Below are 18,909 nucleotides of genomic sequence, written 5' to 3'. Positions count from 1 at the left end.
ATACTAGATGAGTTGTTCAAGCGCTTCTTCGTGTCCCGATCCGGATAATGCCGGGTGCCAGGGTCCAGGTGGAAGCCCAAACATAACCCACCCCCATGGAATTGCGGATTTGTATGCGTCCAAAGCGCGACACGCCCGACCGCGGGGGTCGGTTACGCCGGCAAGGTGAGGAACCCGGATTCGTCCGGATTCAGTTTGTGCGGCGGGTGGTGGTTACGACTTTGAATGCTTCGGCAGCCACACAACGGGTAAGTGAACAGAGCAGCCCCAATCAGGGGAAGCACAGACTGAAAGAGAGTCAGGCGACATGGCGGGACAAAAAATCCGCATCCGGCTGAAGTCATACGACCACGAGGTCATTGACGTTTCAGCACGGAAGATCGTTGAGACGGTCACGCGCGCAGGCGCAACGGTTGTTGGCCCCGTGCCGCTTCCGACGGAGAAGAACGTGTACTGCGTTATCCGCTCTCCGCACAAGTACAAAGACAGCCGCGAGCACTTTGAAATGCGCACGCACAAGCGTCTTATCGACATCATCGATCCCACGCCCAAGGCTGTCGACTCGCTTATGCGCCTCGACCTGCCGGCCGACGTGAACATCGAAATCAAGCTGTAGGGAGGTGCTGAGAGACTATGACCGCAACCCGTAACGTAAAGGGCCTGCTGGGCACGAAGCTCGGCATGACCCAGGTCTGGGACGAGAACAACAAGCTCATCCCCGTCACTGTGGTCCAGGCAGACTCAAACGTCATCACCCAGCTGCGCAACGCAGAAGTTGATGGCTACGTCGCCGTTCAGATCGGCTACGGCCAGATCGATCCCCGCAAGGTCACCAAGCCGCTGGCTGGTCACTTTGAAAAGGCAGGCGTCACGCCTCGCCGCCACGTCGTCGAACTCCGTACCGCAGATGCTGCTGAGTACGCGCTTGGCCAGGAGCTCTCAGTAGAGGTCTTCGAAGCCGGACAGAAGATCGACGTCATCGGCACCACCAAGGGTAAGGGCTTCGCCGGTGTTATGAAGCGTCACGGCTTCCACGGCGTTGGAGCTTCCCACGGTGCCCACAAGAACCACCGTAAGCCCGGTTCAATCGGTGGCGCATCCACCCCGAGCCGCGTCTTCAAGGGCATGAAAATGGCCGGCCGCATGGGCGCCGTGCGTCACACCACTCTGAACCTCACGGTTCACGGTGTTGACGCCGAGAAGTCGCTGCTCCTGATCAAGGGCGCCGTTCCCGGCGCCCGCGGCCAGGTCGTCTTCGTACGCACCGCCGTGAAGGGAGCCTAGTTCAATGGCTAACACTGTCCAGGTTGACCTGCCTGCAGAGATCTTCGACGTACAGACCAACGTGCCGCTGCTGCACCAGGTCGTCGTCGCACAGCTCGCTGCTGCTCGCCAGGGTACCCACAAGACCAAGACCCGCGCTGAAGTTTCCGGTGCAGGACGCAAGCCGTTCAAGCAGAAGGGCACCGGCCGCGCCCGTCAGGGTTCAATCCGTGCTCCGCACATGACCGGCGGTGGCGTTGTCCACGGTCCCACACCGCGTGACTACAGCCAGCGCACCCCCAAGAAGATGATTGCTGCTGCACTGCGCGGCGCACTCTCCGACCGGGCACGCAACAGCCGTATCCACGTTGTCGCTGAACTGGTTGAAGGCACCAAGCCTTCCGCCAAGTCCGCTTTGGCAGCACTGCGCGGCGTTTCCGAGCGCAAAAACCTGCTGGTTGTCATCGAGCGCGCCAACGACGTTGCTGCACTTTCCGTGCGCAACCTCGAAGGTGTTCACGTTCTGTACGCAGACCAGCTGAACACCTACGACGTTCTCGTCTCCGATGACGTTGTCTTCACCAAGGCTGCTTACGACGCATTCGTTGCCGACAAGGCAGTGGCAAAGAACGAGGAGGATGCCAAGTGAGTGCAGCCACCATCAAGGATCCCCGCGACGTAGTGCTTGCACCCGTCGTGTCGGAAAAGAGCTACGGCCTGATCGATGAGGGAAAGTACACCTTCCTGGTGGACCCCCGCTCGAACAAGACCGAGATCAAGCTGGCCGTGGAGAAAATCTTCTCCGTCAAGGTCGAATCGATCAACACCATCAACCGTGCCGGTAAGCGCAAGCGCACCAAATTCGGATGGGGTACCCGCAAGAACACCAAGCGTGCAATTGTGAGCCTCAAAGAAGGCACTATCGACATCTTCGGCGGTCCGCTTTCGTAGCGGAGACCACTTTAACGAGGAAATAAATTATGGGAATCCGTAAATACAAGCCGACTACTCCGGGCCGTCGTGGCTCGAGCGTAGCGGACTTCACCGAAATCACGCGGTCAACGCCGGAAAAGTCGTTGGTACGTCCCCTCCCGAAAAAGGGCGGCCGTAACAACACCGGTAAGATCACCACCCGTCACAAGGGTGGTGGCCACAAGCGCCAGTACCGTCTGATCGACTTCCGTCGCCACGACAAGGACGGCGTCAACGCCCGCGTTGCCGAAATCGAGTACGATCCGAACCGCACGGCTCGCATCGCCCTCCTGCACTACGTTGATGGCACCAAGCGTTACATCATCGCCCCCAACAAGCTCTCCCAGGGTGACGTTGTTGAGGCAGGTGCCGGTGCTGACATCAAGCCCGGTAACAACCTGCCCCTCCTCAACATCCCGGTGGGTACCGTAATCCACGCAGTTGAACTGCGTCCGGGTGGCGGCGCCAAGATGGGCCGCTCCGCTGGCGCATCGATCCAGCTTGTTGCAAAGGAAGGCCGTTTCGCCCAGCTGCGTCTGCCTTCCGGCGAAATCCGCAACGTTGACGTGCGCTGCCGCGCAACCGTCGGCGAGGTCGGCAACGCTGAGCAGTCGAACATCAACTGGGGCAAGGCCGGCCGCATGCGCTGGAAGGGCGTCCGCCCGACCGTCCGTGGTGTCGCCATGAACCCGGTTGACCACCCGCACGGTGGTGGCGAGGGCAAGACGTCCGGTGGACGTAACCCCGTCAACCCGAACGGTAAGCGTGAAGGCCGCACCCGCCGCCCCAACAAAGAGAGCGACAAGCTTATTGTTCGTCGCCGTCGTACTGGCAAGAACAAGCGATAGGAGCCTGGACACATGCCACGCAGCCTGAAAAAAGGTCCTTTCGTTGACCAGCACCTCTTTGTGAAGGTAGCCAGGGAAAACGAAAAGGGCACCAAGAACGTCATCAAGACCTGGTCCCGCCGTTCGATGATCATCCCCGACATGCTCGGGCACACGATCGCCGTACACGACGGACGCAAGCACATCCCCGTGTTTGTCACTGAGTCGATGGTCGGGCACAAGCTCGGCGAATTCGCTCCCACGCGGACATTCCGCGGCCATGTCAAGGACGACCGTAAGGGCAAGCGCCGCTAGGCGCCTGCACTTACGTCAAAGACGAGAGAAGGAAAGCAATGGAAGCCAAGGCAATTGCGCGCCACATCCGCGTAACGCCTATGAAGGCCCGGCGCGTCGTCAACCTTGTTCGTGGTTTGCAAGCGAATGAGGCTCTGGCAATTCTGAAGTTTGCCCCCCAGGCAGCTTCGGAGCCGGTATTCAAGGTAGTACAGTCGGCAATCTCCAACGCCCGGGTCCTCGCGGACCGCGACGGCGTTGCGTTTGACGAAGGCGACCTCATCATCAGCGAGGCGTTTGTTGATGAAGGCCCGACCATGAAGCGGTTCCAGCCGCGTGCCCAGGGTCGTGCATTTCAGATCAAGAAGCGCACCAGCCACATCACCGTGGTTGTCGCTACCCCTGAGAAAGAGGAGGCTCGCTAAGTGGGACAGAAAGTAAACCCGCATGGGTTCCGACTCGGCATCACCACCGATCACGTATCGCACTGGTTCGCTGACAGCACCAAGGCCGGCCAGCGGTACAAGGACTTCGTTCGCGAAGACATCCGCATCCGCCAGCTGATGTCCACGGGCATGGAGCGCGCCGGTATCGCCAAGGTTGAGATCGAGCGCACCCGTGACCGTGTCCGCGTGGATATCCACACGGCACGTCCCGGCATCGTCATCGGCCGCCGTGGAGCAGAAGCAGACCGCATCCGCGGCGAGCTCGAGAAGCTCACCGGCAAGCAGGTCCAGCTGAACATCCTCGAGGTCAAGAACCCCGAGATGGAAGCCCAGCTTGTTGCCCAGGGTGTTGCAGAGCAGCTGACCTCACGTGTGGCTTTCCGCCGCGCGATGAAGAAGGCCATGCAGTCCGCACAGCGTGCCGGTGCCAAGGGCATCCGGATCGCCTGCTCGGGCCGCCTGGGTGGCGCTGAAATGTCCCGCTCGGAGTTCTACCGCGAAGGCCGTGTGCCCCTGCACACCCTCCGCGCGAACATCGACTATGGCTTCTACGAAGCCAAGACCACCTTCGGCCGCATTGGCGTGAAGGTCTGGATCTACAAGGGCGACGTCACTGCCAAGGAACTGGCCCAGCAGGCCGCTTCCGCACCGTCCCGCGGCCGCTCCGGCGACCGTCCGGGCCGTCCCGGTGGCGCTGACCGTGGTGACCGCCGCCGTCGTAACGACCGTCCGGCCGCCGACGCAGCTCCTGCTGCAGAGGCACCGGCAGTTGAGGCTGCACCCGCTGCAGTAGAAGGAGGACAGGCTTAAATGCTTATCCCACGTCGAGTCAAGCACCGTAAGCAGCACCACCCGGGTCGTTCCGGCGCTGCTACGGGCGGCACCAAGGTCTCCTTCGGTGAGTACGGCATCCAGGCACTGAGCCCGGCATACGTCACCAACCGTCAGATCGAGTCTGCACGTATCGCGATGACCCGCCACATCAAGCGTGGCGGCAAGGTCTGGATCAACATCTACCCGGACCGTCCCCTCACCAAGAAGCCCGCCGAAACCCGTATGGGTTCCGGTAAGGGTTCACCGGAATGGTGGGTCGCAAACGTCAAGCCGGGCCGGGTTCTCTTTGAGATCTCCGGCGTCGAAGAATCGGTAGCACGCGAGGCCCTGCGCCTGGCAATCCACAAGCTCCCGTTGAAGGCACGCATTCTGCGTCGCGAAGGTGGTGAATAGAAATGTCAGTAGGATCCAAGGAACTGGCTCCCGCACAGCTGGACGGTTTCGACAACGAGCGTCTCGTCGAGGAACTCCGTAAGGCCAAGGAAGAGCTGTTCAACCTGCGTTTCCAGTCCGCCACCGGACAGCTCGAGAGCCACGGCCGGCTGCGCGCGGTAAAGAAGGACATCGCCCGCATCTACACCGTTCTCCGTGAGCGCGAGCTGGGCATCCGTGCCGAGGTTGCCGCACCGGTTGTGGAAGCCAAGGAAGAGAAGAAGTCCAAGAAGGCTGCAACCAAGAAGGCCGAGCCGGCTGAAACGGTTGAGACCGAGGAGGATGCCAAGTGAGTGAAAAGGACGAGAACGTGACCGAAACTGCTACTGCAGCCACGGCTGAGCAGCGCGGTCAGCGCAAGACGCGTCGCGGCTACGTGGTCTCTGACAAGATGGAAAAGACCATCGTTGTTCAGGTTGAAGACCGCGTGAAGCACGCTCTGTACGGCAAGGTCATCCGCCGTACCTCGAAGGTCAAGGCCCACGACGAAGAGAACACCGCCGGCATCGGCGACCTCGTAGTCATCGCCGAGACCCGCCCGCTGTCCGCCACGAAGAACTGGCGGCTCGTGGAGATCCTCGAGAAGGCCAAGTAGCTTCTGCTGCTTCGCTGGAAGCCCCCGCACCCTCCTGGGTGCGGGGGCTTTCCCGTTAACCCGCCGTACGCCCTGGCGGCCACGCACCCGGCCGCACGGGGCGGCCTGGCCGGCTGCCGCCGTCGTCCATCCGTGTTGCCGGGGCAGCGCGGCAGGTGATATGGGGATCTGAACGAAACGTGCTAAGATTTTGAGTTTGTATGGCGCTTTCTCGCGCCTTCATCAAACCTCGTAAACAAGCGTGCCACGGCATAGTGCCCCCTGACGCCCGGATCCGGTCCGGAACGGATGGGAGCAACTGCTTCAGGCACGGGCGTTTAGGCCTGGTCTGGCAAAATCCAGGCAGGTCAAGAGACACCCCGATCAACCGTTCCGCAAGGCTCATTCCGTAGGAAGATTTTCGGTCTGAGAACCGGCGCGACGCAAGGAGTAAATAGTGATTCAGCAGGAGTCGCGACTCAAGGTCGCCGACAACACGGGTGCTAAGGAAATCCTTACCATTCGCGTTCTCGGTGGATCTGGCCGTCGCTACGCAGGCATTGGCGACGTCATCGTCGCTACCGTCAAGGACGCAATTCCGGGCGGCAACGTAAAGAAGGGCGATGTTGTCAAGGCAGTCATCGTCCGTACCAAGAAGGAACGCCGCCGTGCGGATGGTTCCTACATCAAGTTTGACGAGAACGCAGCTGTGATCCTGAAGGCTGACGGTGACCCCCGCGGTACCCGTATCTTCGGACCGGTTGGTCGTGAACTTCGCGACAAGAAGTTCATGAAGATCGTTTCTCTGGCTCCGGAGGTGCTCTAGTCCATGGCTGCAAAGATCAAGAAGGGTGACCTGGTTCAGGTCATCACTGGCGCCAAGGCAGAGCGTGGCGGCGACCGCGGCAAGCAGGGCAAAGTCCTGCGCGTGTTCACCGACACCAACCGCGTGCTGGTTGAAGGCGTCAACCGCGTAACCAAGCACACCAAGGTCGGTCAGTCGCAGCGCGGCACCAAGACCGGTGGCATCGAGGTTGTTGAAGCCCCGATCCACATCTCCAACGTGGCTCTGGTTGACCCGTCCACCAAGAAGCCCACCCGCGTCGGCTTCCGCATCGACACCGTTGAACGTGACGGTAAGCAGCGCGAAGTACGCATCCGCGTGGCCAAGAGCTCAGGGAAGGACATCTAATGACTGAGACTCTCGAGACTCCGGCAACGAAGATCGTTCCTCGTCTGAAGACCAAGTACGCCGATTCCATCAAGAGCACGCTCGTTGAGGAATTCAAGTACGAAAACGTCAACCAGGTTCCCCGCCTGGTGAAGGTCGTTGTGAACATGGGTGTTGGAGATGCCGCCAAGGACTCCAAGCTGATCGACGGCGCTGTCCGCGATCTGACCCTCATCACCGGCCAGAAGCCGCAGGTAACCAAGGCCCGCAAGTCGATCGCACAGTTCAAGCTGCGCGAAGGCATGCCCATCGGTGCACACGCTACCCTGCGTGGCGACCGCATGTGGGAATTCCTGGACCGCCTGGTCACCCTCGCACTGCCCCGTATCCGCGACTTCCGCGGCCTGAGCGGCAAGCAGTTCGACGGAAACGGTAACTACACCTTCGGTCTGACCGAACAGGTTATGTTCCACGAAATCGACCAGGACTCCATCGACCGCGTCCGCGGTATGGACATCACGGTTGTTACCACTGCCAAGACCGATGACGAAGGCCGCGCGCTGCTTAAGGCGCTTGGTTTCCCGTTCAAGGCCGAAGACTAATCTAACTACGTAAAAGGTCCGGCGGCACGGCCCCTGAATCCGTTCAGGGCAGCGCCGCGGAAACCGTTATGAGGAAGGGCACGAGCCCACCATGACAATGACAGATCCTGTCGCAGACATGCTCACGCGTCTGCGCAATGCAAACTCGGCATACCACGATTCCGTGACCATGCCGTACAGCAAGCTCAAGGCACGCGTTGCCGACATCCTGAAGGCAGAAGGCTTCATCGCCGGCTGGAAGGAAGAGGAAGCTGAGGTCGGCAAAAAGCTGACCATCGATCTGAAATTCGGTCCGAACCGCGAGCGTTCAATCGCTGGCGTCCGCCGTATTTCCAAGCCGGGCCTGCGTGTTTACGCAAAGTCCACCAACCTGCCGCACGTGCTGGGTGGCCTGGGTGTCGCAATCCTGTCCACCTCTTCCGGCCTCCTGACTGACAAGCAGGCCGGCAAGAAGGGCGTGGGCGGCGAAGTCCTCGCGTACGTCTGGTAACGGGAAAGGAAGAGAATAATGTCACGTATTGGACGTCTCCCCATCACCGTTCCTGCCGGCGTTGAGGTCAAGGTTGACGGCTCTGTCGTCAGCGTCAAGGGCACCAAAGGCGAGCTGAACCACACTGTGGCCAGCCCGATCGAGGTCACCCTGGATGCAGACACCCTGACCGTCGCCCGCCCGAACGACGAGCGCGCCTCCCGTTCACTCCACGGCCTCACACGCACCCTGATCTCCAACATGATCGAGGGCGTTACGAAGGGCTACGAGAAGAAGCTTGAAATCGTCGGTACCGGTTACCGCGTTCAGGCCAAGGGATCCGACCTTGAGTTCGCTCTTGGTTACAGCCACCCGGTCAGCGTTGCTGCCCCGGCCGGCATCACCTTTGCAGTAGAGACCCCGACCAAGCTCTCTGTTTCAGGTATCAACAAGCAGCAGGTCGGCGAGGTTGCTGCCAATATTCGCAAGCTGCGGAAGCCGGACCCCTATAAGGGCAAGGGCATCCGTTACGCCGGCGAAGTCATCCGCCGCAAGGTCGGAAAGGCTGGTAAGTAACCATGGCCATCGCAATTAACAAGAAGCGTACGAACAAGAGCAAGTCTGCTTCGCGCAGCCGCCGCCAGCTTCGTATCCGTAAGCGCATCTCCGGTACGGCTGTACGTCCTCGTCTGGTCGTCAACCGTTCCGCACGCCACGTATTCGTCCAGGTTGTCGATGACACCAAGGGCCTGACCGTAGCGAGCGCCTCCACTCTGGAAGCCGACCTCCGTGCATTCGACGGTGACAAGACTGCCAAGGCCAAGCGCGTTGGCGAGCTCGTTGCCGAGCGTGCGAAGGCTGCCGGTATCGAAGCTGTTGTCTTCGACCGCGGTGGTAACAAGTACCACGGCCGGATCGCCGCTGTCGCTGACGGCGCACGTGAAGGTGGGCTGTCACTGTGACGGAAGCAAACAAGGAAAAGGACACTGTGTCTGCAGATCAGAAGGCAACTGCTGCCGTAGCTGCTCCGGCCACTGACGCGACCGCTCCCGCAGCTGCCGACGACCGCCGTGGTGGCGCCCGTCGCGGCGAGCGTGGCGACCGCGGCCAGGGCCGTGGCGACCGTGGTGGCCGTGGTGGCCGCGACGGCGGCCGCGAAGCTGAGAAGAGCCAGTTCGTAGAGCGCGTTGTTACCATCAACCGCGTTTCCAAGGTGGTCAAGGGTGGTCGTCGCTTCAGCTTCACCGCACTGGTCGTCGTTGGTGACGGTAACGGCATGGTCGGCGTTGGCTACGGCAAGGCTAAAGAAGTTCCTGCCGCTATCGCAAAGGGCGTCGAAGAGGCCAAGAAGTCCTTCTTCCGCGTTCCCCGCGTTGGCAACACCATCCCGCACCGCGTTCAGGGTGAAGCCGCTGCCGGCGTCGTAATGCTGCGTCCGGCTTCCGCCGGTACCGGTGTTATCGCCGGTGGTCCGGTCCGTGCAGTACTGGAGTGCGTGGGCATCCACGACATCCTCTCCAAGTCGCTCGGTTCCTCAAACGCCATCAACATCGTTCACGCGACCGTTGATGCCCTGAAGCGCCTCGAAGAGCCGGCAGCAGTGGCAGCACGCCGCGGCCTGCCGCTGGACGAGGTTGCTCCGGCTGCGCTGGTGAAGGCCCTCCTGAACTCAAAGGCTGGTGTCTAAGTTATGGCTAAGAACCTGGTCCCCTCCGACTCCAAGTTGGAGATCACTCAGATCAAGTCCGCCATTGGCGGCAAGCAGAACCAGCGCGACACCCTGCGGTCACTCGGCCTGAAGCGGATCGGACAGACTGTTGTCCGCACCGCCGATGCCGTCACCGTCGGAATGCTGAACACGGTTCCGCACCTGGTAAAGGTAGAGGAGGCGAAGTAAATGGCAGACAAGACTGCTGAAAAGGCACAGGGCACCGCTGAGAAGCAGAACGCCCTGAAGGTTCACCACCTGCGTCCCGCCCCGGGTGCCAAGACCGCCAAGACCCGTGTTGGTCGTGGTGAAGGCTCCAAGGGTAAGACCGCTGGTCGCGGTACCAAGGGTACAAAGGCCCGCTACCAGATCAAGGCTGGCTTTGCCGGCGGCCAGCTGCCGCTGCACATGCGCCTGCCGAAGCTGCGCGGTTTCAAGAACCCGTTCCGCGTTGAGTTCCAGGTTGTAAACCTGGACAAGCTCAACGAACTGTTCCCCGAAGGTGGCACTGTCACCGTGGAGAACTTGGTTGAAAAGGGCGCCGTTCGCAAGAACCAGCCCGTCAAGGTGCTGGGCACCGGCGACATCACCGTCAAGGTTGACGTCACCGTCCACGCATTCTCGGCCAGCGCTGCTGAAAAGATCGCTGCAGCAGGCGGATCCACCACCGCCCTCTAAGGCGCGGCGGGCGGAAGCCTTCTGTTGAACTCCCGGTATCCGGGGCCCCAGGCCCTGGCTACCGGGAGTTTTTCACATGCACCGGGCGATATTCCGCCACCGCCGGGCGCAGCCGGGCCCGCCCGGATTGTTCGCATCGCGCAATCAACCGTTAGACTCGGTTGTTGGGATTTATAGATCCCCATCACACCACTCTCTTTGACACCACAGGAGGACGCTTGCTTAGCGCATTTGGCCGGGCCTTTCGCACGCCTGATCTGCGACGCAAGTTGTTGTTCACGCTGGGAATCATCACCATCTTCCGCTTGGGTGCGTACATTCCCTCGCCCGGTGTGAGCTACCAGAATGTCCAGCAATGCTTGCAGAACGGTCAGACCGCAGGCGGGCTCTACCAGCTCGTCAACCTGTTCAGCGGCGGTGCGTTGCTCCAGGTGTCCATCTTCGCCCTGGGCATCATGCCGTACATCACGGCCAGCATCATCGTCCAGCTGCTCCGGGTGGTTATTCCCCGGTTCCAGCAGCTGTACGAGGAGGGCGCGTCGGGCCAGTCCAAACTGACCCAGTACACGCGCTACCTCACCATCGCCCTCGGTTTGCTGAACGCCACCACGCTGATTTCGCTGGCGCGTTCCGGTCAGCTGCTTCCCGGCTGTAACCTCCCGATCATCCCCGACGACAGCATCATCACCACGATCCTGCTGATCATCACCCTGACGGCCGGCACCGGCCTGATCATGTGGATGGGCGAGCTGGTCACCGAGAAGGGCGTGGGCAACGGCATGTCGCTGCTCATCTTCACGTCCATTGCGGCGACCTTCCCGTCCTCGCTCGGCGCCATCTGGACCTCGCAGGGCCCCGGAACGTTCTTTATCGTCCTGGCCGTGGGCCTGCTCACCGTGGCCCTGGTGGTGTTCGTTGAACAGTCCCAGCGCCGCGTCCCCGTGCAGTACGCCAAGCGGATGATCGGCCGCCGCACCGTCGGCGGCACCAGCACGTACATCCCCATCAAGGTCAACATGGCCGGAGTTATCCCGGTCATCTTTGCCTCCTCGATGCTGTACCTGCCCGGCCTGATCTCCCAGTTCAACCAGCCCAAGGCCGGCGAGCCGATCCAGCCGTGGGTTGAGTGGATCAACAACAACCTCACCCGAGGCGACCACCCGATCTACATGGTGCTGTACTTCGCCATGATTGTGTTCTTCACCTACTTCTACGTCGCGATCACCTTCAACCCTGAAGAGGTCTCGGACAACATGAAGAAGTACGGCGGCTTTATCCCCGGCATCCGTGCCGGCAAACCTACCGCTGATTACCTGCAGTACGTCCTCTCCCGGATCACGCTCCCCGGTGCCATGTACCTCGGCTTCGTTGCGCTGATCCCGTTGGTTGCCCTGGTGCTGATCAACGCCAACCAGAACTTCCCGTTCGGTGGCACCTCGATCTTGATCATGGTGGGTGTTGGCCTGGAGACCGTCAAGCAGATTGATGCGCAGCTACAACAACGTCACTACGAAGGGCTTTTGCGATGACGAGAATGCTGATTATTGGACCTCCCGGGTCCGGCAAGGGAACGCAGGCAGAGCGGATTTCGGAACGCCTCGGCGTTGTTGCAATCTCCACCGGCGACATCTTCCGTGCCAACGTCAAGGGCGAAACGCCGCTGGGCCTCGAAGCCAAGCAGTACATGGACAACGGTGACTTTGTCCCGGACAGCGTCACCAACAAGATGGTCCGCGACCGGCTCAGCGAGTCCGACGTCGTCAACGGCTTCCTCCTGGACGGCTACCCCCGCACGACGGCCCAGGTTGACTACCTCGACGAAATCCTCGCCACCGGCGACGAGAAGCTTGACGTTGTTCTCCAGCTGACCGCCGACGACGAGGAACTGGTCCACCGGCTTTTGGGCCGGGCCAAGGAAACGGGCCGGAGCGATGACAACGAAGCCGTCATCCGGCACCGCCTGGACCTCTACCACGAGCAGACCGAAGCTGTGGTGGCCAAGTATGCCGAGCGCGGCATCCTCACCCAGGTGGACGGCATCGGCGCCATCGATGAAGTCACCGATCGCGTGATGCAGGCTATCAAGGCGGCACAGGCAGCCTGATTCAGGCGAACGTTTGCGAGGCTCCTCCCGGTCCAGGGAGGAGCCTTCGCCATTTGAAAGGACACACCATGGCCTTCGGCCAGCCCCGCATTGAATACAAAAACAACGCCCAGATGCGCACCATGCAGGAGGCCGGACTGGTCCTCAGCCGCGCGCTTGACGCCGCAGTGGCCGCCGCGGTGCCGGGAGTCACCACCAAGCACCTGGACGACGTGTTCGCGGCCGTCCTCAACGAGGCGGGCGCCAAGTCCAACTTCCTCGGCTATCACGGCTTCCCGGCCACCATCTGCACCTCCGTGAATGAGGAAGTGGTCCACGGCATTCCCGGCAGCCGCGTCCTGGCCAACGGCGACATCATCTCGATCGACGGCGGGGCAATCGTCAACGGCTGGCACTCCGACTCGGCCCGGACCGTTATTGTGGGTGACGCGGATCCCGAGGACCAGCGGCTCTCCGACGTGACCCAGGCCGCCATGTGGCGGGGGATCGCGGCCCTTGCGTCAGGCACCCACGTGGGTGATATCGGCGCGGCAATCGACGACTACGTTTCCGGTGTCAGCGGCAAGCCGCTTGGCATCCTCGAGGACTACGTGGGCCACGGCATCGGCTCCGAGATGCATATGGCCCCGGACGTGCTCAACTACCGCACCAGCCACCGCGGACCCAAGATCCGCGCGGGCCTCTGCCTGGCCATCGAGCCCATGTTGGTCCGCGGCAGCATCGACACGGCCGTGCTGGCGGACGACTGGACAGTGGTGACCACTGACGGCAAGCGCTCCTGCCAGTGGGAACACTCTGTGGCAGTTCACGAAAAAGGCATCTGGGTGCTCTCAGCGCCCGACGGCGGCGCGGAGCACCTGGTGCCCCTCGGCGTCACGCCCGTACCGATCCCGTAGCGCCCCCTCCCAACTGACTCGCACTTGTTGTCGTTTTGAGCGCTGAAAACGACAACTACTGCGAGTCAGTTGGGTCCGGCTCCCAGCGCAGGAGGTCGCCCGGCTGGCAGTCCAGCACCCCGCACAGGGCTTCGAGGGTGGTGAACCGGACAGCCTTGGCCCGGCCGTTCTTCAACACGGCCAGGTTGGCCGGGGTGATCCCGATCTTTTCGGCCAGCAGCCCCACCGGCATCTTCCGCTTGGCCAGCATTACGTCGATGTCCACGATGATGGGCATCAGATGACCTCGTCCAGTTCCGAACGCAGGGTGGTGGCTTCCGCGTCCCGGGCCACGGCCTGGGCCAGGAGCGTGCGCAGGACCAGGACAATTAATGCCACGCCGGCCACCAGCAACGCGGCGCCGCACACCAGCAGGACCACACCGGGGGCGATGTCGCCGGGTGCCAGCAGGACAGCCACGCCAAACACCAGCAGGGATGCCGCGGTCATGGCGCCGAAGATGATGTCCACGTAGCGGAAAGCCGCCAGCGAGAAGACGGTGCCGCGCCGGACCATGGTCAGCAGCCGCCAGACGCAGACCGCAGTGATTTCGACGCACAGGATTCCCAGCACCACGATAACCAGCGCCGCGACCCGGGGCCCTGCTGGTGCGCCCGCCTCTTCCAGGTCCACGGCCAGCAGCGGCACCATGCGCACCTGGACAAACAGCGAGCCTGCGAGGACCAGAGCCAGCACAATGCGGAGGGCGAAGACGGACAGTTTTCCCACGGACAGCTCCTAGTATCGAACAACAATGGCAATCTATCGTTAATCAATAGATTGAACAAGCTGTCCACAGCACAAAAGGCCAGGTGCAGCTTTGGCAGCCGCACCTGGCCTTCAGCGGAAGGTTATGCCTTCAGCTTGGGCTTCACATCGGTGTTGTACAGGCCCTCAAGGGTAGCCTTCAGCTCGGTCATGGTGGTTTTGACGTCCGCTTCCTGGGTGAGGATCTTCGCCGCCGCCTTGGCCATCTCCTGGTCCGCGCCGGGCAGGAACGCCCGGGCGTTGTCCTGGACGCGGGTCACGGCCAGCTGGTCCATTGCGGTCTTGATCTGCGGGGTCTTGGCCAGCACGGCGGTCATGTCGGCCGACTTCCTGGTGGGCATGTAGCCCGTGGCGGCCGAGAACGCCGCGGTGTTTTCCGGCTCGGTGACGAACTGCAGGAACATGGCTGCGGCCAGCTGCTCCTCAGGGGTGACTCCGCTGGGGATGCCCAGGCCCGCGCCGCCGGTGGGGCACACCTCGGTCTTGGCCTTGGAACCGCCGGGAAGGAAACCAACGCCCACGTTGAAGGTGGCGGACTTGAGGATGCCGATCAGCGAGCCCGTGGAGGACACCGTAGCCGAGGCCAGTCCGGCAGCGAAGTCATCAGCCGATTCCTTCGAAGACACCCCGGCCCAGGCGTCCTTGTACACAGAGTCCTGGGCTGCCTGGAGTGCCGCCACCGACTCGGCCGAATCGCAGGTGACCTCCCAGTCCCTGGACCATGAGCCACCTTCGCCCCAGAGGTTGTTCTGCAGGGTCCAGCCCGCGTAGCCGGCCAGGGCCGGGTGCATAAACGCGTACTGGGCCCCGGTGGTTGCCTTCAGCTTCGGTGCCCATTCGGCGAATTCCTGCCAGGTGGCGGGCGCCCGGTCCGGCAGCCCGGCAGCAGCGAAGTGGTCCTTGTTGTAGTAGAACAGCGGAGTGGAACGGCCGTAGGGCAAGGCCCACTGCTGGCCGTCGTACTTGTAGTCGTCCACCAGGGAGGTGCGGAAGTCGTCCAGCTTGACGTCCAGCTGGCTGATGAGGGAGTCCAGCGGGATGATGTTCCCGTTGAGGTAGTAGCGGAACCACCAGACGTCAGACAACACCACCAGCGCGGGCAAACCGGACTTCGCGGCCTGCGCCGTCTGGAACTTCTGGGCGATTTCCTCATAGTTGGCGCCGGCAGTGACCAGGTTGACCTTGATCCCGGGATTCTTTGCCTCGAAGCGCGCGATCATGTCCTTTTCCACATCCTGGGACTTGCCCGGGTGGTTGGACCAGAAATCGATGGACGCGGCGGGGGTGACGCCGTCGAAATTCAGGGCCGTCTCGCTGGGACCCGTGCCGGCAGCGGTGGAGGGGCCGCCGCAGGCGCTGAGCGCGGCGGCGCCGGCCCCCATTCCGGCCAGGGAAAGGAAGAGCCTGCGATCCAGTGCCAGCTTCAGTGGTTTCGGTGCCATGGGTGGTGCCTTTCGTTGGTGCCGGGGCAGGCTGCGGCGCAGCCCGGAGGTCCGGCTGGATGCGGTGGGAGGAGAGGTATTGGTTGAAGGAACGGCCGACGGCGGGTGGCCGGGGGATCAGCCCGTGACGCTGCCCTGGGTCAGGCCGGCCACGATGTAGCGCTGCAGCATGGCGAAAACCACCAGGATGGGCAGGATCACCAGGACGGCACCGGCCATCATGATGCCCCAGCCGGCGCCGTTGCCTTCGGAGTTCTGGAGCAGGGTCAGGCCTACGGGCAGCGTCATGCTTTCGGGCTTGTCGGTGATGATCAGCGGCCAGATGTATTCGTTCCACTCGCTGACCACGGTCACCAGGGCCACGGTGGCGATGGAGGGCAGGGATACCGGGGCCGCCACCTGCCAGAGCCGGCGCCAGTGCCCGGCGCCGTCAATCTCCGCGGCCTCCATGATGGAAGCCGGCAGGGTGAGGAAGTGCTGGCGCAGCAGGAACGTGCCGAACGCTGTTCCCAGGCCGGGGAGGATGATGCCCCACAGGGTGTTTTTGCCGCCCATCCCGGCGATCAGGATGTAGTTGGGCAGGATGGACACCTGTGCCGGGACCATCAGCGCCACCAGGATGAGCACAAAGATCAGCTTCTTGCCCGGGAAGCGGACAAAGACCAACGCGTAGGCGGTGAGGATGGCCAGCAGCACCTTGATGCCGGAGCCCACCACCGTCACCACGGTGCTGTTGAGGAAAAACTGGCCGAACGGCACGGTGGTGGTGGCGATCCGGTAGTTTTCCGGGTCCAGGCTTTTCGGCAGCACCTGGAGGTCAAGGGTGACGATCTCGCCCGGCTGCTTGAACGAGCTCAACACCATCCAGAGCAGCGGCAGGAACACCACCAGTACGGCCACCACCAGCGGAACGTAGCCGGCCAGGAGGGTCTGGACCAGATTGGTCCGGCTGAAGGGGCGCACCCGCGGTGCGGGGCCGTCGTCGTCAAGGCTGTCGGCGCGGGGGACTGCGGGGGCGGTGGGCGCGCTCATGAGTAGTGGACTTTCCGCTCGACGAACCGCAGCTGCAGCACCGTGATGACCAAAAGGATGGCAAAGAGCACCACGGAGATGGCGGCGGAGTAGCCCGCGCGGTTGTAGGCGCCGAAGGCCTGCAGGTAGGCCTCGTAGATCAGGGTGCTGGTGCCGGAACCCAGCGGGGTCATGATCCGGATCAGGTCAAAGGCCTGCAGCGAGCTGAGCATGGTGGTGATCAGCAGGAAGAACGTAGTGGGGGAGAGCAGCGGCACGGAGATGCTGAGGAAACGGCGGAAACTTCCCGCCCCGTCCAGGGCAGCGGCCTCCATTACATCTTTAGGCAGCGACTGCAGTCCGGCCAGGAACACCACGGCGCAGTAGCCCAGGTTCTTCCAGACGTACACGATGATCACCATGACCAGCGACAGTTCCGGATTGTTGATCCACTGCGGGCTCTGCTGGCCCAGTCCGCGGAGGAGCCAGGACAGTACGCCGTACCCGGGGTCGAAGATGAACAGCCACACGAGTCCTACGCCAACGCCGGAAAGTACGTAGGGGGCGAACACGGCGGCGCGGGCGAACGTGGTGCCGCGGACCCTGCTGTTCAGGGCCACAGCCACCAGCAGCCCAAGGACCATGGAGCCGCCCACGGTGGTCACGGTGAAGATGGCGGTGGTGCCCAGGACCTTGGGGGCGTCCGCGCTGGTGAAGAACCTGACGTAGTTTTCGAGTCCGACGACGGTGGCCGAGGCGGAGCCCAGCGTCCAGTTCAGCGTGGAGTAGTAGATGTTGTTCAGCAGCGGGAGGTAGGTGAACGTCCCGATCAGCACCAGGTTGGGCAGGGCGAGGGCCAGGAAGACAATGAAGTCCCGGCGGGACCTGGCGGACCAGCGCGGCCGGGCCGCAGGTGGGGTCGGGGCGGGCGGCGGTGCCGGTTGCATGGCAGGCCTGGCCCCGGAAAGGGAAGTGGTCATGGGTCTCTTACGAAGAAGGCCCTGGTCAGGGCGCTGCGGAGGGGGGAGCTGACTCTCACTCCACCACACCGGTCAGTGGCTAAAGCGACGGTTTCCGGCTTCCCGGGAATTGTTGGCCAACCCTTTCCTGGCTGTTTACGGACCGTTGAAGTCCGGGTGGCGCAAAGTTCGTTTCCGCCGCCGGGGGTGGTCACCTTCCCCGCCTTTGGGACCCAACTGACTCGCAGTTGTTGTCGTTTTGGGGCCCCAAAACGACAACAACTGCGACCTAGTTGGGGGAGGGGGAGGAGAATGGTGGGATGGGAGCGATCACTGATGTGCCCGGTATCCGGGTGGGGCAGGTCCAGGAAGTCGGCGGCGGCTGGCTGACCGGGGTGACAGTGGTCCTGCCCCCGCCGGGCACTGTGGGCTCCGTGGACGTCCAGGGCGGCGGCCCGGCTACCCATGAAACGGATGCCCTGGATCCCACCACCCTCGTTTCCACCGTGGACGCCGTGGTCCTGACCGGCGGCAGCGCGTACGGACTTGCCTCGGCGGCCGGGGCGCAGCGCTGGTGTGAGGAGAACGGCCGCGGGTTCGCCGTTCCGGGCGGCGTGGTCCCCATCGTGCCGGCCGCGGCCATCTTCGACCTGGGCCGGGGCGGTGACTTTTCCGCCCGGCCCACCCCGGACATGGGATACGCGGCAGCTGCCGCAGCCGGGCGCCAGGTTGAAGGGCACGGCGTCGACCGCGGGAACGTGGGGGCAGGTACCGGGGCCGTGATTGGCAGGACCTATAAGGGCGGTGTCGGCACCGCCTCCGCCACCCTTCCCGGCGGTGTGGTGGTGGGCGCGCTCGCTGTGGTCAACGCCCTGGGCCTGCCGTTTGAACCTGCCCGGCAAGCGGCGGCGCCGGAAGGCGGCCCACTGCTTAACACCACGTTGGTGGTAGTAGCCACCAACGCTGTCCTTGACCCTGCGGAGTGCAAACGGACGGCAGCGGCCGCCCATGCCGGGCTGGCGCGGGCCTTGAACCCGTCCCACACGCTGGCGGACGGGGACACGGTCTTCTGCCTGGCGACCGGCGCCGTGGCCCTGGACCGGAGCACCGGAACGGCCCGGCAGATCAGCCTGGTGGCGCTGCAAAGCGCGGCAGCCGACGTCGTGCATGCCGCCATCCTGGACGGCATCGCCTGCGCCGAACCGGTGCGCACGCCCGCCGGGGATTATGGTGCATTCGGCACCACGTAGGTTAGTATGGCCGATTTAACTTTTACCGGCGAACAGGGTAGTGTTGCTTGTTGGTTGTCTGGACTGCCGCGCCCTTTTGGGCTCAGGAGAAGATGATCGATCCAACAAAAACGTTCGTGGTCTTTCCCGGTGCAATCCGGCAGGGCTGCGGCAACAACAGTTAGCGGAGG

Annotated in this window: 29 protein-coding genes; 24 read left to right on the top strand and 5 right to left on the bottom strand. The window is 62.8% G+C overall.

Annotation, left to right across the window (positions count from 1 at the left end; translation table 11 throughout):
• Positions 1 to 307 precede the first annotated feature (307 nt).
• From rpsJ to map, 23 genes are all read left to right on the top strand, one after another.
• Complete coding sequence (gene rpsJ / locus ACU18_RS04795) at positions 308 to 616, top strand: 30S ribosomal protein S10 (RefSeq protein WP_003803825.1); 309 nt, start codon at positions 308 to 310, stop codon at positions 614 to 616.
• A gap of 17 nt (positions 617 to 633) precedes the next feature.
• Positions 634 to 1,284, top strand: coding sequence for a 50S ribosomal protein L3 (gene rplC / locus ACU18_RS04790; RefSeq protein ID WP_050684396.1), 651 nt, complete (start codon positions 634 to 636; stop codon positions 1,282 to 1,284).
• A gap of 4 nt (positions 1,285 to 1,288) precedes the next feature.
• Positions 1,289 to 1,912, top strand: a complete 624-nt coding sequence (gene rplD, locus ACU18_RS04785) for a 50S ribosomal protein L4 (protein ID WP_050684395.1) — start codon at positions 1,289 to 1,291, stop codon at positions 1,910 to 1,912.
• Positions 1,909 to 2,214, top strand: a complete 306-nt coding sequence (rplW, locus tag ACU18_RS04780) for a 50S ribosomal protein L23 (protein ID WP_018773664.1) — start codon at positions 1,909 to 1,911, stop codon at positions 2,212 to 2,214. Before rplD ends, rplW begins: the two co-directional genes overlap by 4 nt.
• A gap of 29 nt (positions 2,215 to 2,243) precedes the next feature.
• Positions 2,244 to 3,083 carry a 50S ribosomal protein L2 gene (gene rplB / locus ACU18_RS04775; RefSeq protein ID WP_050684394.1) on the top strand — a complete coding sequence of 280 codons (840 nt, stop codon included), beginning with the start codon at positions 2,244 to 2,246 and terminating at the stop codon, positions 3,081 to 3,083.
• Positions 3,084 to 3,095: 12 nt separating this feature from the next.
• Positions 3,096 to 3,377: a 30S ribosomal protein S19 gene (gene rpsS / locus ACU18_RS04770; RefSeq protein ID WP_003803803.1), complete on the top strand. Its 282-nt coding sequence runs from the start codon at positions 3,096 to 3,098 to the stop codon at positions 3,375 to 3,377.
• Positions 3,378 to 3,415: 38 nt separating this feature from the next.
• Positions 3,416 to 3,781: a 50S ribosomal protein L22 gene (gene rplV, locus ACU18_RS04765; protein ID WP_009358304.1), complete on the top strand. Its 366-nt coding sequence runs from the start codon at positions 3,416 to 3,418 to the stop codon at positions 3,779 to 3,781.
• Positions 3,782 to 4,612, top strand: coding sequence for a 30S ribosomal protein S3 (rpsC, locus tag ACU18_RS04760; protein WP_050684393.1), 831 nt, complete (start codon positions 3,782 to 3,784; stop codon positions 4,610 to 4,612).
• The gene (rplP, locus tag ACU18_RS04755; protein WP_013601829.1) at positions 4,613 to 5,029 is read left to right on the top strand and encodes a 50S ribosomal protein L16; all 417 of its coding nucleotides are present in this window, start codon (positions 4,613 to 4,615) and stop codon (positions 5,027 to 5,029) included. It abuts the gene before it with no gap.
• Between the two features lie 2 nt (positions 5,030 to 5,031).
• On the top strand, positions 5,032 to 5,361 hold the full coding sequence (gene rpmC / locus ACU18_RS20340) for a 50S ribosomal protein L29 (RefSeq protein WP_050684392.1): 330 nt from the start codon (positions 5,032 to 5,034) through the stop codon (positions 5,359 to 5,361).
• On the top strand, positions 5,358 to 5,663 hold the full coding sequence (gene rpsQ / locus ACU18_RS04745) for a 30S ribosomal protein S17 (protein WP_050684391.1): 306 nt from the start codon (positions 5,358 to 5,360) through the stop codon (positions 5,661 to 5,663). The genes rpmC and rpsQ overlap by 4 nt, the downstream gene beginning before the upstream one ends.
• Positions 5,664 to 6,099: 436 nt before the next feature.
• Positions 6,100 to 6,468: a 50S ribosomal protein L14 gene (rplN, locus tag ACU18_RS04740; protein WP_024366126.1), complete on the top strand. Its 369-nt coding sequence runs from the start codon at positions 6,100 to 6,102 to the stop codon at positions 6,466 to 6,468.
• Between the two features lie 3 nt (positions 6,469 to 6,471).
• A complete protein-coding gene (rplX, locus tag ACU18_RS04735) occupies positions 6,472 to 6,834 on the top strand; it encodes a 50S ribosomal protein L24 (RefSeq protein WP_050684390.1) in 363 nt (120 codons plus the stop codon).
• Entirely contained in the window at positions 6,834 to 7,415 is a 582-nt protein-coding gene (gene rplE, locus ACU18_RS04730) for a 50S ribosomal protein L5 (RefSeq protein WP_050684389.1), read from the top strand. The genes rplX and rplE overlap by 1 nt, the downstream gene beginning before the upstream one ends.
• Before the next feature lie 91 nt (positions 7,416 to 7,506).
• A complete protein-coding gene (gene rpsH / locus ACU18_RS04725) occupies positions 7,507 to 7,905 on the top strand; it encodes a 30S ribosomal protein S8 (protein ID WP_050684388.1) in 399 nt (132 codons plus the stop codon).
• 18 nt (positions 7,906 to 7,923) lie between these two features.
• Complete coding sequence (gene rplF / locus ACU18_RS04720; RefSeq protein WP_050684387.1) at positions 7,924 to 8,460, top strand: 50S ribosomal protein L6; 537 nt, start codon at positions 7,924 to 7,926, stop codon at positions 8,458 to 8,460.
• A 2-nt stretch (positions 8,461 to 8,462) separates the two neighbouring features.
• Positions 8,463 to 8,846 (top strand): 50S ribosomal protein L18, encoded by a 384-nt coding sequence (gene rplR, locus ACU18_RS04715; RefSeq protein WP_011692796.1) that lies wholly within the window; start codon positions 8,463 to 8,465, stop codon positions 8,844 to 8,846.
• Entirely contained in the window at positions 8,843 to 9,571 is a 729-nt protein-coding gene (gene rpsE, locus ACU18_RS04710; RefSeq protein WP_050684386.1) for a 30S ribosomal protein S5, read from the top strand. The genes rplR and rpsE overlap by 4 nt, the downstream gene beginning before the upstream one ends.
• A 3-nt stretch (positions 9,572 to 9,574) precedes the next feature.
• Positions 9,575 to 9,781 carry a 50S ribosomal protein L30 gene (rpmD, locus tag ACU18_RS04705; RefSeq protein ID WP_050684385.1) on the top strand — a complete coding sequence of 69 codons (207 nt, stop codon included), beginning with the start codon at positions 9,575 to 9,577 and terminating at the stop codon, positions 9,779 to 9,781.
• Complete coding sequence (rplO, locus tag ACU18_RS04700; RefSeq protein ID WP_050684384.1) at positions 9,782 to 10,270, top strand: 50S ribosomal protein L15; 489 nt, start codon at positions 9,782 to 9,784, stop codon at positions 10,268 to 10,270.
• Between the two features lie 218 nt (positions 10,271 to 10,488).
• Positions 10,489 to 11,799, top strand: coding sequence for a preprotein translocase subunit SecY (gene secY / locus ACU18_RS04695; protein ID WP_050684383.1), 1,311 nt, complete (start codon positions 10,489 to 10,491; stop codon positions 11,797 to 11,799).
• A gap of 5 nt (positions 11,800 to 11,804) precedes the next feature.
• A complete protein-coding gene (locus tag ACU18_RS04690) occupies positions 11,805 to 12,374 on the top strand; it encodes an adenylate kinase (protein WP_197273515.1) in 570 nt (189 codons plus the stop codon).
• Between the two features lie 68 nt (positions 12,375 to 12,442).
• Positions 12,443 to 13,270 carry a type I methionyl aminopeptidase gene (gene map, locus ACU18_RS04685; RefSeq protein ID WP_050684381.1) on the top strand — a complete coding sequence of 276 codons (828 nt, stop codon included), beginning with the start codon at positions 12,443 to 12,445 and terminating at the stop codon, positions 13,268 to 13,270.
• 55 nt (positions 13,271 to 13,325) lie between these two features.
• On the opposite strand, the gene ACU18_RS04680 is transcribed toward map, so the two are convergent.
• From ACU18_RS04680 to ACU18_RS04660, 5 genes are all read right to left on the bottom strand, one after another.
• Positions 13,326 to 13,547, bottom strand: coding sequence for a helix-turn-helix domain-containing protein (locus ACU18_RS04680; RefSeq protein ID WP_050684380.1), 222 nt, complete (start codon positions 13,545 to 13,547; stop codon positions 13,326 to 13,328).
• Entirely contained in the window at positions 13,547 to 14,038 is a 492-nt protein-coding gene (locus tag ACU18_RS04675; RefSeq protein WP_050684379.1) for a DUF2975 domain-containing protein, read from the bottom strand. Before ACU18_RS04675 ends, ACU18_RS04680 begins: the two co-directional genes overlap by 1 nt.
• A 122-nt stretch (positions 14,039 to 14,160) precedes the next feature.
• Positions 14,161 to 15,504: an ABC transporter substrate-binding protein gene (locus ACU18_RS04670; RefSeq protein WP_050684418.1), complete on the bottom strand. Its 1,344-nt coding sequence runs from the start codon at positions 15,502 to 15,504 to the stop codon at positions 14,161 to 14,163.
• Positions 15,505 to 15,636: 132 nt separating this feature from the next.
• Complete coding sequence (locus ACU18_RS04665; protein ID WP_050684378.1) at positions 15,637 to 16,551, bottom strand: carbohydrate ABC transporter permease; 915 nt, start codon at positions 16,549 to 16,551, stop codon at positions 15,637 to 15,639.
• Positions 16,548 to 17,510: a carbohydrate ABC transporter permease gene (locus tag ACU18_RS04660; RefSeq protein ID WP_050684377.1), complete on the bottom strand. Its 963-nt coding sequence runs from the start codon at positions 17,508 to 17,510 to the stop codon at positions 16,548 to 16,550. Before ACU18_RS04660 ends, ACU18_RS04665 begins: the two co-directional genes overlap by 4 nt.
• Before the next feature lie 299 nt (positions 17,511 to 17,809).
• On the opposite strand from ACU18_RS04660, the gene ACU18_RS04655 reads away from it, so the two are divergent.
• A complete protein-coding gene (locus ACU18_RS04655) occupies positions 17,810 to 18,739 on the top strand; it encodes a P1 family peptidase (protein WP_050684376.1) in 930 nt (309 codons plus the stop codon).
• Positions 18,740 to 18,909 lie beyond the last annotated feature (170 nt).

The organism is Arthrobacter sp. ZBG10, from assembly GCF_001238605.1.
Classification (GTDB): domain Bacteria; phylum Actinomycetota; class Actinomycetes; order Actinomycetales; family Micrococcaceae; genus Arthrobacter.
Note: the sequence above shows the minus strand (reverse complement) of the source record. Positions and strands in the feature narration are given on the sequence as shown.